We start from the raw sequence: 13,270 nt of genomic DNA, 5'->3' as shown, positions 1-13,270 counted from the left end.
GATGACTAAGAAAAAAGAAACCCAAGGCCGAGTCGGTCCTATTCAAGCGCGCAAGTCAAACCGACTGCTGTGGGCGTTGTCCCTGCTTGTGGGGTTGGCTGCGGCCTCTCCGACCATGGCAGCCGGTGCGCTTGACCGCGTCAAGGCGACCGACACCGTGCGGGTGTGTATCTGGCCTGATTACTTTGGCGTGAGCCACCGCAACCCCAACACCCAACAGCTGGAGGGCGTGGACATCGATCTGTCCGCAGAGCTTGGCAAAGACCTCAAGGCCAAGGTGCACTACGTGGATTCATCGTTTACCACTTTGGTGGACGATGTGATCGCTGACCGATGCGATGTCGCCATGTTCGCGGTGGGCATGCTGGCACAGCGCATGCAACATCTCAAGTTCTCGCGGCCCTACATGCAAAGCGACATTTACGCCATTAGTACCAAAAGCAACCGTACTGTGCGCCAATGGTCTGACATCGACCAGCCGGGAGTCCTGGTGGGCGTGCAGGGTGGGACTTTCATGGAGCCGGTCATGAAAGCCAAACTCACGCGGGCCGAGATGGTAGTGATCAAGCCACCCCTGACGCGTGAGCGTGAACTGGAGGCGGGGCGCATCGATGTTTTCATGACCGACTTTCCCTACAGCCGCCGATTGCTCAGCAATGCGGACTGGGCCAAGCTCATAGCGCCCCCCACGCCCTTTTCGGTGTTGCCCTATGGTTATGCCGTCAAGCCGGGGGATGACGCCTGGTTGGCTGTGATCGACGGATTTGTGGCGCGCATCAAAAAAGACGGTCGCCTGCGCGCAGCGGCCGCTCGCCACGGCTTGTTGCCGATTGTGGTGAGTGAATAGGCTTGCAGCGCCGCATGCAAGAGTCCGAGTTTTCTCCTCACACCTTGCGCCGCATGTCGGCGCTCGCCACCGCTTTTGGGCTTGTGCTGTCATTGGCGGTGGTCGCCGCGGTAGTGTGGCTGGGTTCATACCAGTACCAGGAGGTGCTCGAATCGGACCGGGTAAGGAGTGCGCTGGAAGCACGGGTGATTGAAGACCATGCAACGCGTGCGGTGGAGACTTCGTCGCTGGTGTTGACCTATATCAGCGGCCAGTTGAACGCGCCAGACATGGCGCAACACCACAAGGCAGATCCCTTGTTGGCACAGGCTTTGGCCGCTTTGCCCTTTGTGCGCAGCCTGCACTTGCTGGATGGCAAAGGGCATGTGCTGGCCAGTACCGCTGCCAGCGACGTTGGACTGGCCATTCCACTCGACAGGCTGGGTGCATTGCCTGCGCCGGGGCGTGAGGCACTGGGGGGCTACCGGCCCGGACGCGGACTCAGCGCCCTGGCGGCTACGTCAGCGTCCTCCGCTAGCGGCATCGGTTTCATTCCGTTCATCCGCAGTTCGCGGACCAGCGATGGCAACGTGTTGCTGCTCGTTGCGCTCATCAACCCGGACTTTTTGTCCAGCTTCCAGCTCCTGACGCTGGGGGAGCAGCAAGACAGTGTGTACCTGTTAAGTTACCAAGGCGAGGTTCTGGTCAGCAGTGGTCCTCGGTCCGTAAGTCCGGGCACGGTGTTTGAAGAGCACCCTGTATTCCGCAAATTTTTGCCTGCTACCGAACACTTCACCTACCAAGGAGATGGAGCGTCTCCGGGGGCCCAGGTCGTTTCGTTTCGGCTATCCAAAAGCCGTCCTTTGGTGGTGGTGGTGGAGCAGCCCCTGAGCGCCACGCGCGACCATTGGTTCACGTCGGTCCGATGGTTTATTGCGGCCGCAGTCGTATCGGTGCTGTTTGTGGTCCTCATGACCGTGGGTATTCGCCGCAGCCTGCGTGCCCGCGAGCTGGGCTTGGTAGCCCTACTAAGTGCCCGCGCAGAGGTAGCCCGCAAGGAAGATGATTTGCATGTGCTCGTCAAAAGTGTCCAGGAGCTGCTTTTTCGCACTGACCCCACCGGTGTGCTCACCTATGTCAACGAGCGCTGGGTCAACATGACGGGCCATAGCGTGGAACAGGCGGAGAACCATGCCTTGACCGAGTGGGTGTGTGAGGCGGACCGCGCCGGTATCTCCCAACTTTTTGATCTGGAAAACACCGCCCCGGTGCGCACGCAAACTGCAAGCATGCGGGCCAGTGATGGCAGCTTGCATCGGTTTGACGTCGCTGTGGTGCCCCTGTGGGAGGGCGACCAGATCATTGGTTTTGCGGGCAGTGCAGTCGATGTCACCGAGCGGCTGGCCGCAGAAAGTGCCTTGCAGCACCAGCTTGACTTCGTAGCTTTCTTGCTGGAGATCAGCCCTTTGCCCGTGGCGACATTTGACCGGTGGGGGCGTTTTGTTTCTGTCAATCGGGCCTGGGAAGACTTCACCGGCCTGAGCCGTGAGCGCGTCATGGGACAGCCCGGCAAAGCATTTATGGGGGCTGCAGATGCCGCGTTTCATGCGGAGAAAGATGCGCAGGTGTGGCGCTCGGGGGGGACCTTGCGCTACGAATCTACGATTCGGCATCGTGACGGTAGCCTGCGCGAGGTGATCATCACCAAAGTGGTCTTGCCCGGCGACGACCAGCATGCCAATGGTGGCCTGTTGAGCACGATGATGGACGTCAGTGAGTTCCGCGCCGCCGAGCGCGCCAAGGATGCAGCCCGGCATGCGGCGGAAGAGTCGTCGCGCACCAAATCCGACTTCATCGCCAATATCAGCCACGAGCTGCGGACGCCCCTGCAATCCATCTTGGGCTTCTCCGAGCTGGGCATGATGCGTGGCAAGGAGCAACCCCGAATCATGGGCATGTTCACTGACATCCATGCGGCTGGCGCCCGCATGCTGGCCTTGGTGAACGATTTGCTGGACGTTTCAAAAATCGCCAGCACGTTGGGGGCCGTCAACCTAGAGCGCACGGACATTCGCGGTCTCATCGGCCCCGTGTTGCAGGAGCTGACGCCCCAAATCCACGCCAAGAGTCTGGCTGTGGATGCGCAGCTGGGGCCAGCACCCCTGATTGCCAAGGTGGACCCGGTACGGTTTGCCCAGGTGGTGCGCAATGTGGTGGCCAATGCCATCAAATTCGCCCCTGCGCAGACCGGTATAGAGGTCCTTGCGTATTTGACAGGGGACGACCACATCTGCATCAGCGTGCGCGACCACGGCGCGGGCATTCCAGCGGCAGAGCTGGACCGGATTTTTGAGGCTTTTGTGCAGTCCAGTCGAACCCAGGATGGTTCTGGTGGTACCGGGCTGGGCCTGGCCATTTGCAAAACCATCATGGAAGCGCACGGTGGACGCATCACGGCAGACAACGCCGCAGACGGTGGTGCCATCTTCCGCATCTACCTGCCAGCCCGACGCAGCGCCCAACGCGAGACGGATTTTCAAACCCTTTACTGAGGTCACCCAGTGCAAGACCTGGCGGATTCAAGCTCGAAGTGCAACGGCTTGTTGATGGAACTGTAACTGGTTCATAAAAACTTCATGGGGCGTCTTGAAGCCCAGGCACTTTCTGGGACGATGATTGAGGCGATCCATGGCAAAGGCAATGTCCTTTTGCTTGATGGAATCAAAGGCCATCTTCTTTGGGAAGAACTGACGGATAAGACCGTTCATGTTTTCGTTGGCCCCGCGCTCCCAGGAGGCATAGGGATGCGCAAAGAAGAAGTCTGCGTTCAGGGATGAGGCCACACGCTCATGCTGCGCAAACTCCTTGCCATTGTCCGTCGTGAGTGTGTGCACGCAATGTGCGAACGGCTGCAACAAGGCAATCATGGTGTCGCCCACGGCTTGGGCCGTCTTGAATGGCACGTGGGCGATCAAAGAATAGCGAGAGGTGCGCTCGTTCATCGTCACCAGCGCCTGCTTCTGCCCTGCACCGATGACCAGATCAGCCTCCCAGTCCCCAAATCTGGCGCGCTGGTCCACGATGTCGGGGCGTAGCTCTATCGAGACCTGATTGGGAATGGTGCCACGCCGCTCACGGCCCCCGTAACGCTTCTTGCGGGCCTTTTGGCAGCGTAGCGTCTGGTGCAAAGTGCCACCGCATCGTTTGTCGGCGTAGATCCGCTGATAGATGCTCTCATGACTGACGCCCGGTTGCCCATTGACTTCAAGGTAGCCGCTGATTTGTTCGGGACTCCAGGCAAGGTCAAGTTTGCTATCCACCACGACCCATATCGCATCAGCAATCCTGCGGCCGTTTTGGCAGGCAGACATACGCTCCTGTGAGAGCTGATGGGCTTGCTTGGGGCGGTAGCCGCGCAAACCCCGGTTGCGGCGCAGCTCCCGACTAATGGTTGACTTGTGGCGCCCCATCAGTTGCGCAATGCTACTTTGGTCATGATGGGCTTTGGCGAGGATGGCAATCTGGTAGCGTTCGTCTTGGGTGAGATGTGTATAGGTCATTCAGGGCAACTTTGACTTGGCGGTCGAGGGGCTCGGATGCTCTCACATCTCGCCCACCCAACCGGTTAATTACAAAGTTGCACTTCGGACTTGAATCCGCGCCTCAAAACAGTTGTCTGGTCTGGGAGTCCTCTGCTCCTGAATATATAGCTGTTCGCGCAGTATCCACGGGCTCTAGTGCTTGTTTTTTCCTTAAATTCAGGGCTTCTTCAGCGCGTACCAAGGCACCCATGCGTACCCCTAGCAGCCGCAGCTTCTTGTGCAGCGGTGCGCGCTTGAGGCACAGGCCCGCCACGCGGCGTATGTCCCCGGCGTCGCTGATGTGATGCTCGATGGTGATGTCGCGTGTGACCGCCGTGAAGTCTTCGTACTTGAGCTTGATGCCAATCGTCTTGCCCACGTAGCCCTTGCGCTGCAGGTCGTCGGCCAATTGCTCGCACAGGCGCGTGAAGAGGTCACCCAGTTCCGCTTTGTCACGCACGGCATGCAAGTCGCGCTCGAATGAGGTTTCGCGGCTGATGCTCACTGGCTCGCTTTCCAGCACGATGGGACGGTCGTCGCGTCCGCGCGCTGCATCAAACATCCAGGCCCCCGTGCGTTGGCCAAATGTGTCCATGAGCCACTGTAAATCCTTGGCCGCCAGCTGGCCTATGGTCTCAATGCCATGGCTTTTGAGCTTGGCGTCGGCCTTGGGGCCAATGCCGTTGATCTTGCGGCAGGCCAGCGGCCAGATCATGGGTTCCAGATCCGTGTCGTACACGATGGCAATGCCATTGGGCTTGTGGAACTCGCTGGCCATTTTGGCCAGCAGTTTGTTGGGTGCCACGCCTACCGAGCAGGTGAGGCCCGTATCGTCAAAAATGGCTTTCTGAATCAAGCGTGCCAGCACCCGACCACCTTCACGCTGGCCACCGGGCACATCGGTGAAGTCGATGTAGACCTCGTCTACTCCACGGTTTTCCATGAGCGGTGCAATCTCAGTGATGATGGCCTTGAAGCGCTGCGAGTAGTGCCGGTACTGGGCAAAGTCCACCGGCAAAAGAATGGCCTGCGGGCAAAGTTTGGCGGCTTTCATCATGCCCATGGCGGAGCCCACGCCAAATTGACGTGCCGCGTAGGTTGCGGTGGTGATGACACCACGCCCGGTGTAGTCCTTCAGTAGTGGAAACGCTGCCAGCGGAATTTCGTGCAAGGGCAGCGCTGCATACTGGTCGCGCAGCGCATCGTCCATCGTGCGGCGCCCACCACCAATCACTACCGGCAGGCCCTTGAGCTGCGGGTAGCGCAGCAGCTCCACCGACGCGTAAAACGCGTCCATGTCCAGATGGGCGATACGCCGGATGGGCGGGCTGGGCTGCGGTTTCATGAACCCCAAGAATACCAAGCGTCTGGTGTCACAATCGAGGCGGGCACAAGCCCGGTTCCTAGAGTCGTTATGACGTCGTTGACAACACTAAAGTCTCCAGACCTGCGGTCGCGCCGCCGGGTCCTGAAGCAGGCTGCTGCCGTGTTTGGTGCGGGCTTGCCCCTGGCCAGCAGCAATGCGGCAGATCGGTACGCCAAGTACCGGGGGCAAACAGTTGCCTTCAGCATTCCAGACCATCCCCATTTCGACACGATGGTCAAACTCCTGCCCCGGTTCACAGAAGAAACCGGCATCAAGGTGGAGCTGGCGCGTGAGCACATCCTGCGCATGAAGCACCGCCAGCGCGCCGACCTCGCCCAGGAGAAAAGTTCGTTGGATCTGGTGACTTACGTGGTGACCTGGAAGAGTGAGTACGTGCAGCAGCAGCTGATCCGTCCGCTGGATCGTTTTTTGAATAACCCGGTGCTGGCTGATCCCACTTTTGACCTCGCGGATGTGGTGCCCGGCTATTTGCAAAACATTGGGCTGGTGGGTGGCCCCAAGGGTTACCTGCCTGGCCCGGGAGCCCGTTTGTACGGACTGCCCTTTGGCGCAGAGACCTCGGTGCTGGCGTACCGGCGCGATGTATTTTCCAAGCTGCAGTTGCAGCCGCCCACCGACTACGCCCAGGTGCGCCGCCTATTGCCGTTGTTGCGCAGCAAGGCCGGCATGGCCGCGCTCACCTCACGCGGGCAGATGGGGCACAACTGCGTACATGCCTGGCTGTTGCACTTCAATCCGCTGGGCGGGCGCGTATTTGATTCACGCTGGATGCCAACATTTCACCAAGCGCCGGGCGTGCAGGCGCTGCAGTTACTCAAGGAGATTGCCGACACGGGCCCGGAAGGCATGTCCAACTTTGGCTACAACGAGATGCTGGAGGCCTTTTTGGACGGGCGCAGCGCCATGTACCTGGATTCCACCGCAATTTTTGGTGCGGTGCGCTCTTCGCCACTGTCCCGGGTGGATGGCAAAGTGGGGTATGCACTGCACCCGCGCGGTGCCCGCCGGGCCTCGCAGACGGGGGGCTTGGGCTTGGCCATCGCTCGCACGTCGGAGCGGGCCAATGCCGCCTTTTTGCTGATGCAATGGCTCACCTCCAAGGCGCAAGACAAGGCGCTCTGCCATCTGGGGGCTGCCCCCATGCGCTTGTCTACCCTGCGAGATGCTGACCTCCTAGGCCGCTACCCCGAATTTGCGCTGCTGCGCGAGCAGCTCAAGTACGCCGCCCCTGACTGGCGCCCCATCATCACCCCGTGGGATGAGATCAACACGGGCCCATTGGGGGCAGCGGTTCACCAGGGCTTAACGGGTGTTACGCCGCCTGAGCAGGCCTTGGGTGCCATTTTGGGCCGTGTGAATGACATCATGGTGGCCGCCGGTTACCGTTGACCGGGCGATGCGGCGCGCCTGTAGCAAGCCCTAGTAGGTGCCGGGAATCAAAATACCTTGGTCCACGTTTTGGATGTTGGTATGGCCACAAAAGGCCATGGTCACGTCCAGCTCTTTGTGGATGATTTGCAGGGCCTTGGTCACACCGGCCTCGCCCATGGCACCCAGGCCATAGACCATCGCGCGGCCGATCATGGTGCCCTTGGCGCCCAGTGCCCAGGCTTTGAGCACGTCTTGTCCGCTGCGCACACCGCCATCCATCCACACCTCAATCTGGCTTCCCACGGCCGCCACGATGGCGGGCAGGGCGCTGATGCTGCTGGGCGCGCCATCCAGCTGCCGGCCGCCGTGGTTGCTCACCACAATCGCGTCGGCCCCGCTGGCCACGGCCAGTTGGGCGTCTTCCACGTCCTGAATGCCCTTCAGGATCAACTTGCCACCCCATTTCTCTTTCACCCACTTCACGTCGTCCCACGACAGGCGAGGGTCAAACTGCTCATTGGTCCAGGCCGCCAGAGATTTCATGTCGCTGACTGACTCCACATGCCCCACCAGGTTGCGGAAAGTGTGGCGTTTGGTACCCAGCATGCCCAGGCACCAGCGTGGCTTGGTGGCCAGGTTAATGATGTTGGCCAAGGTAGGGCGGGGCGGGGCGGTCAGACCATTTTTCAGGTCTTTGTGGCGCTGGCCAATCACCTGCAAGTCCAGCGTCAGCACCAGTGCGCTGCAGCGTGCTGCGCGGGCGCGTTCGATCATCTTGGCCATGGCAGCGCGGTCACGCATCATGTAGAGCTGAAACCAGAACGGCGCAGTGGTGTTCTCGGCAATGTCTTCAATTGAGCAGATGCTCATGGTGGACAGCGTGAAAGGAATGCCAAACTTTTCGGCCGCCCGTGCGGCGTGGATTTCGCCATCGGCATGTTGCATGCCAGTCAGGCCCACCGGGGCGATGGCCACGGGCATCTTGGCGTCTATACCGATCATCTTGGTGGCCGTGCTGCGGTTTTCCATGTTCACCGCCACGCGCTGGCGCAGCTTGATTTTCTGGAAATCGTCTTCGTTGGCACGGTAGGTGCCCTCAGTCCACGAGCCGGAGTCGGCGTAGTCATAAAACATGCGGGGCACCCGCTTTTCGGCCAGTACGCGCAGGTCTTCGATGTTGGTGATAACGGGCATGGTGTCTCCTGTAATGGCACAAATGGTAGCGGTGCAGGGACAAGCGGTGCATGAAATCAGCCCATGGTCGATTGAAATTATTTACGCCGGTCTTGGGCTAGACTGGCCCGCCACACAGGTACACAACAAGCACGAGGGAGTCACAGCATGGTGATATGGGGCGCAATCTGGGGGGCCATCATTGGCTTTCTGACCGTGGAGTACGACGAGGAGGTGGGCCTGTTTATAGGGGCCATCCTCGGTGCTATTGCGGGTTTGACCCTGCGCATGGTGGTGCGCCGAGAGATCGCCGCGCAAAATGCCAAATTGGCTGGACCAGGCACTGCTGCCCCCTTGCCCGCTTCGCCAATGGCCGATGCACCGGCTGCGCCCACTGCACCCATGGCCGGAGCTGTTCGCCCCGCAACGGCATCTGCAGCAGTGGCCACGGCTGCTCGCCCGCAACCAGCGACCGCAGAGGAGCCCGACGAATTTTTGGACGCCCCGCAGCCGGCACGCGCTACGGTGCCACCCCGCGAGCGTGTGGGCCGCGTGGAAGATCTGCCCGACACCCCTGAATGGGTCATGCCCAACGTATTCAGTGGAGCCCTGGACGCAGCCCGCAACTGGCTGCTGGGTGGCAACACCATCGTGCGCGCGGGTGTACTGGTGCTGTTTGTGGGCTTGGCCTTTTTGGCCAAATTCGCCATGGACAACGCCTTGCTGCCGCCTGAGCTGCGCCTGGCCGGTATCGGGGTGTTTGGCATTGCCCTGTTTGTATTGGGGTTCCGACTGCGTGGCCGGCAGCCCGATAAGCTCGCTTATGCGCTGACCTTGCAGGGGGCTGGCGTGGCCGTGCTCTACCTCACTGTCTTTGCTGCCTTCCGTCTCTACCAGTTCTTGCCAGCGGGCGCAGCATTTGCTGTGCTGGGCCTGGTGTGTGTGTTCTCCACATCCATTGCACTCTTGCAAAACGCCATGCCCATGGCCTTTATTGGCTTTGCAGGCGCATTTGCAGCTCCCATTTTGGTGTCCACGGGGCAGGGTAGCCATGTGGGCCTGTTCAGTTATTACCTGGTGCTGAACCTCGCCATCGTCGCGGTGGCCTGGCTGCGCGCTTGGCGGCCGTTGAACCTGCTGGGCTTTTTTGCCACCTTTGGCGTGGCCACGGCCTGGGGTGCGCTCAAATACCAGCCCGAGCACTTTGCCAGCACCGAACCGTTTTTGCTGGCCTTCTTCGCCATCTACCTGTTGGCCAGCTTGCTCTATGCCACGCGCCATTCGCTGGCGCCCAAGCAGGCGGTGGACGCCACGCTGGTGTTTGGCACGCCGCTGGTGGCCTTTGGCCTGCAGGCGGCGCTGGTGAACCACATCGAATACGCAACCGCCTTCTCGGCGCTGGCCTTGGGCGCCTTGTACCTGGGGCTGGGCTGGTGGGCGGTCAAACGCCAGGGCGCCAACCAAGCCGTGGGCCAGTGGTTGGCCGAATGTTTTGCAGCGCTGGGCCTGGGGTTTGTCACATTGGCGGTGCCGCTGGCGCTGGACGCGCGCTGGACCAGCGCCGTCTGGGCTGCCGAAGGGGCCGCCGTGTACTGGATGGGGCAGCGCCAGGGCCGCTGGCTGGCGCGCCTGGCCGGGCTGGTGTTGCAAGTGCTGGCCGCGGGCAGCTACTTGAACGGGCTGGACCAGATGCATGCCAGTGCCTGGCCGATTGCCAATCCGGCTTTCATTGGTGCGGTGTTGCTGGCCGCATCGGCGCTGGCGTTGGCGCACTGGACAAGGTTCGCGGCCGCGCCTGCGGCATCGGGCTCAGGCGCCAGCTGGCTGCTGGCCAAGCTGGAGCAGAGGCTGTCGCCCGTGTTGTTTTGGGTCGGTTTTCTGTGGTGGCAGTTTGCGCTGCTGCACGACATTGAACGTGCCTTGCCTGAGGCGGATGGCAACTGGGTGCCGGTGTTGGGCCCTGCATTGCAGTCGCACCTGGAAATGCTGGGCTGGGTGGCTAGCGCCTGGGTGGCGCATCGCTGGGCCTTGCCCACGCGGGCCAAGCCCTGGGCCATTGCAGCCACGCCGGCTTGGTTCTCCTTGCCCATCATGGCGCTGTTTGCTTTTGAAGGCGTGGTGGCGCTCGACCACGTGTTCCAGGCCTGGGGCTGGCTGGTGTGGCCGCTCACCCTGGTGCTGCATGCACTGACCCTGCGCAAGCTCGATGCGCTGGCGCCCCAGCGCTGGTGGCGCGTGGTGCACACGGGGGGGGTGTGGCTGCTGGCGCTGCTGGTGGGCAACTTGCTGGTCTGGGCCGTGGGCCGGGCCGAGCTGGGCGGGACGGCCTGGGCGCAGGTCATCTTTTTGGTGGCCAGTGTGGCGGTGCTGCTGGCGCTGTGCCGCCGCAGCCTGTATGACGCAGGTAGCCGGGTGCGCGGGGTGTGGCCGCTGGACCGGTTTGCCAAAGACTACCTGTGGACCGCCGCAGTACCGCTGGCGGTAGCCGTGGCCTTGGGGGCCTTGCTGGTGGCCGTGTCGTCCAACGGCAATGCCCGTCCCTTGCCCTATGTGCCCTTGCTCAACCCCACTGACCTGACGGTGGCGCTGGCGTTGTTGGCGGCGGCCCTGTGGCTCACCCGCGTGCGCCACAGCGATTTGCCGGTGCCCGTTTGGGTATTTGACGCGCGCTGGACGCTGGTGTTGGCGGGGCTGGCCTTTGTGGCGGTCAATACCGTGTGGCTGCGCGTGGCGCACCACTACGCTGCCGTGCCCTGGGATGCCGGGCGCCTGTTCGAGTCATTCCTGGTGCAGGCCGGTTATTCGATTCTGTGGACGCTGCTGGCCTTGGGTCTGATGCTGGTGGCGCACCGCCGCCACGCACGCCCGGTGTGGATGGGCGGCGCGGCCCTGCTGGGGCTGACGGTGGCCAAGCTGTTCCTGGTTGACCTGAGCAACCGCGGTGGCTCCGAGCGCATCGTGGCCTTTATTGCGGTGGGCGTGATGATGCTGGTGGTGGGCTACTTTGCACCCATCCCACCCGCTGCCAAGCCGCATGCGCAAGATGGCGAAGGAGGGAGCGCCGCATGAGCACGCCCCGAATTGCCCGTGCGCTGCTGGCCCTGTGCAGTGTGATGAACGTGGCATGGGCCGCTGACACACCGGCCCCGGCCGAATTTGCCTGGCGTGGCCAACTGGTGCTCCCCGCTGGTGCCAGCCTGGTGCGGGCCGAGCTGCCGGTAGAGGCCTTGCTGCGCATGCAAAGCCCGGCGGGCCACGATGTGCGGGTATTCAACGCGGATGGCGCTGTGGTGCCCTACGCGCTGCTGCGCCCGGCCGACCTGGAGCGCAGCGCCCCGGCCGTGCAAACGCGCGCGTATCCGGCCTATCCGCTGTTTGCCACCACCACCGGCACGCCCGCTACCCGCGGTGCCGTAGAGGTGCGCTTGTCGGCAGACGGTGCAAACACCGGGAGTGCATGGGTGCGATGGGGCAGCGCAGACGCCAAAGGCGCGACGGTACCTGCCGACGCACAGCCCCTGCAAGCCGTCCTGTTTGACACCCGGGCCGAGCAGCACACCCTGTCTGCCCTGCGCCTGAAGGCCGAGCTGCCACGCAATGCCCTGGTACACCTGCAGCTGGAGAGCAGCGCCAACTTGCAAGACTGGCAGACCGTGCCGGTGAAAGGGCCACTGTTTCGTTTTGACGGGGCCGATGCACCCAACAGCACGCTGCTGGAACTGCAGCAGCCGTTCGATGTGAAAGGGCGTTACCTGCGCTTGGGCTGGGCTGGGCAGGAAGGCGTGCAGGTCAGCGCGCTGACCGGCCAGGTGGCCATGCCCCATATGCAGCCTGCCCGTGTGCGCGCCGCCTTGCCCGCGGGTGCGGCGGATGGCAACAGCTTGGTGTGGGCGCTGCCATTTGCCACGCCGCTGATGGCCTTGCATTTGCAAGCCACACAAGACAACACGCTGGTACCCGTGCGCATCTCGGGCCGTAGCGACGCAAGCCAGCCTTGGCGCGCCTTGGCGTCCAGCGTGGTTTACCGCTTGGACACCGTGGGCCAGGGCAGCAGCAACAGCGCGCTGGCGCTTCCACCCACCTCCGTGCGGGCGCTGCGTGTGGAAGCCAGCAATGGCCAGACGCTGCCTGCAGGCGGGCTCCATGCCACGGTGGAATTTGCACCATTGCAAGTTGCACTGCTGGCATCGGGCCCCGGGCCTTTCACGCTGGCCGTAGGCCGCGCGAACACCCCATCGGCGGCCGTGGAAGCCAGTGTGTTGGGCTCTGTTTCGCCGGCCAGGTTGGCTGAATTGCCTGCCGCCGCGGTGCAGCAGCTGCGGGCCGATCCGCCCGATGCACCCCAGCTCTGGGCCGCCAAATTGCTGCCCAGCGGCGTGAGTTTGCGCACCGCTGCGCTGTGGCTGGTGCTGGGGGCCGGGGTGCTGGTGTTGGCGGGTGTGGCCTATGGCCTGCTGCGCCAGATCACTGGCTCAAAATGATCTGCGCAATGACGCCGGTAGCAATCGCGATCAGCACATAGTCCGCGCCCACCTGCACCCACTGGTGGCCGCGGCGTGGCGCTGGCAGGTGGTGGCCGTAGTAGTTGTTCACCACGTAGATAGGCCGGCGGTACTCGTGCGGCAAGTAGCCGCCGCGGCGGAAGTCGGGCCCGCGAGCGCCGTAGTAGCCGGGGTGGCCATCCCAGCGGCTGTAACCCCGCGTGTCGCGGCGCTCATCGTGCCGGTTGTCGTAGCGGTCATCCCGGTGGTCATGGCGTGAGTCGCGTGGGTCGTGGCCACGCCCGGTGTCGTGGCGTCCCCGGTCCTGCTGGCTGCCCCGGTCGTCGTCCGGCCCGTGTCGACCACGGCCCTCTGCCTGCGCCAGGGTGCCAAACCCCATGCTGGCGATGACGATGGTGCACACAATGGCGGTGGATTTCATAAGCTGCCT

At 62.5% G+C, this 13,270-nt stretch carries 9 protein-coding genes; 5 read left to right on the top strand and 4 right to left on the bottom strand.

Annotation, left to right across the window (positions count from 1 at the left end; translation table 11 throughout):
• Position 1 precedes the first annotated feature (1 nt).
• Together U5O12_RS17605 and U5O12_RS17600 are read left to right on the top strand one after the other, a co-directional pair.
• Positions 2-847 (top strand): ABC transporter substrate-binding protein, encoded by an 846-nt coding sequence (locus U5O12_RS17605; protein WP_322579898.1) that lies wholly within the window; start codon positions 2-4, stop codon positions 845-847.
• 14 nt (positions 848-861) lie between these two features.
• Positions 862-3,378 carry an ATP-binding protein gene (locus U5O12_RS17600; RefSeq protein ID WP_322579897.1) on the top strand — a complete coding sequence of 839 codons (2,517 nt, stop codon included), beginning with the start codon at positions 862-864 and terminating at the stop codon, positions 3,376-3,378.
• Between the two features lie 27 nt (positions 3,379-3,405).
• Here the strand turns inward: U5O12_RS17600 and U5O12_RS17595 are convergent, their stop codons facing one another.
• On the bottom strand, positions 3,406-4,386 hold the full coding sequence (locus U5O12_RS17595; RefSeq protein WP_322578420.1) for an IS30 family transposase: 981 nt from the start codon (positions 4,384-4,386) through the stop codon (positions 3,406-3,408).
• Between the two features lie 103 nt (positions 4,387-4,489).
• On the bottom strand, positions 4,490-5,752 hold the full coding sequence (locus U5O12_RS17590; protein ID WP_322579896.1) for a DNA polymerase IV: 1,263 nt from the start codon (positions 5,750-5,752) through the stop codon (positions 4,490-4,492).
• Positions 5,753-5,821: 69 nt separating this feature from the next.
• Between U5O12_RS17590 and U5O12_RS17585 the strand changes: the two genes are divergently transcribed.
• A complete protein-coding gene (locus tag U5O12_RS17585) occupies positions 5,822-7,183 on the top strand; it encodes an ABC transporter substrate-binding protein (RefSeq protein WP_322579895.1) in 1,362 nt (453 codons plus the stop codon).
• A 30-nt stretch (positions 7,184-7,213) separates the two neighbouring features.
• Here the strand turns inward: U5O12_RS17585 and U5O12_RS17580 are convergent, their stop codons facing one another.
• The gene (locus tag U5O12_RS17580) at positions 7,214-8,359 is read right to left on the bottom strand and encodes an alpha-hydroxy acid oxidase (protein WP_322579894.1); all 1,146 of its coding nucleotides are present in this window, start codon (positions 8,357-8,359) and stop codon (positions 7,214-7,216) included.
• Positions 8,360-8,506: 147 nt separating this feature from the next.
• On the opposite strand from U5O12_RS17580, the gene U5O12_RS17575 reads away from it, so the two are divergent.
• A complete protein-coding gene (locus U5O12_RS17575) occupies positions 8,507-11,407 on the top strand; it encodes a DUF2339 domain-containing protein (protein WP_322579893.1) in 2,901 nt (966 codons plus the stop codon).
• Positions 11,404-12,819, top strand: a complete 1,416-nt coding sequence (locus U5O12_RS17570; protein ID WP_322579892.1) for a DUF3999 family protein — start codon at positions 11,404-11,406, stop codon at positions 12,817-12,819. The genes U5O12_RS17575 and U5O12_RS17570 overlap by 4 nt, the downstream gene beginning before the upstream one ends.
• Here the strand turns inward: U5O12_RS17570 and U5O12_RS17565 are convergent.
• Entirely contained in the window at positions 12,803-13,261 is a 459-nt protein-coding gene (locus tag U5O12_RS17565) for an RcnB family protein (RefSeq protein ID WP_322579891.1), read from the bottom strand. The two genes, U5O12_RS17570 and U5O12_RS17565, sit on opposite strands and share 17 nt — an antisense overlap.
• Between the last annotated feature and the right edge of the window lie 9 nt (positions 13,262-13,270).

Source organism: Rhodoferax sp., from assembly GCF_034519335.1.
Classification (GTDB): Bacteria; Pseudomonadota; Gammaproteobacteria; order Burkholderiales; family Burkholderiaceae_C; genus Allorhodoferax.
Note: the sequence above shows the minus strand (reverse complement) of the source record. Positions and strands in the feature narration are given on the sequence as shown.

Coding starts and splice junctions, on each gene's coding strand:
- U5O12_RS17605 (WP_322579898.1), top strand. CDS start 2: ATGACTAAGAAAAAAGAAACCCAAGGCCGAGTCGGTCCTATTCAAGCG.
- U5O12_RS17600 (WP_322579897.1), top strand. CDS start 862: ATGCAAGAGTCCGAGTTTTCTCCTCACACCTTGCGCCGCATGTCGGCG.
- U5O12_RS17595 (WP_322578420.1), bottom strand. CDS start 4,386: ATGACCTATACACATCTCACCCAAGACGAACGCTACCAGATTGCCATC.
- U5O12_RS17590 (WP_322579896.1), bottom strand. CDS start 5,752: ATGAAACCGCAGCCCAGCCCGCCCATCCGGCGTATCGCCCATCTGGAC.
- U5O12_RS17585 (WP_322579895.1), top strand. CDS start 5,822: ATGACGTCGTTGACAACACTAAAGTCTCCAGACCTGCGGTCGCGCCGC.
- U5O12_RS17580 (WP_322579894.1), bottom strand. CDS start 8,359: ATGCCCGTTATCACCAACATCGAAGACCTGCGCGTACTGGCCGAAAAG.
- U5O12_RS17575 (WP_322579893.1), top strand. CDS start 8,507: ATGGTGATATGGGGCGCAATCTGGGGGGCCATCATTGGCTTTCTGACC.
- U5O12_RS17570 (WP_322579892.1), top strand. CDS start 11,404: ATGAGCACGCCCCGAATTGCCCGTGCGCTGCTGGCCCTGTGCAGTGTG.
- U5O12_RS17565 (WP_322579891.1), bottom strand. CDS start 13,261: ATGAAATCCACCGCCATTGTGTGCACCATCGTCATCGCCAGCATGGGG.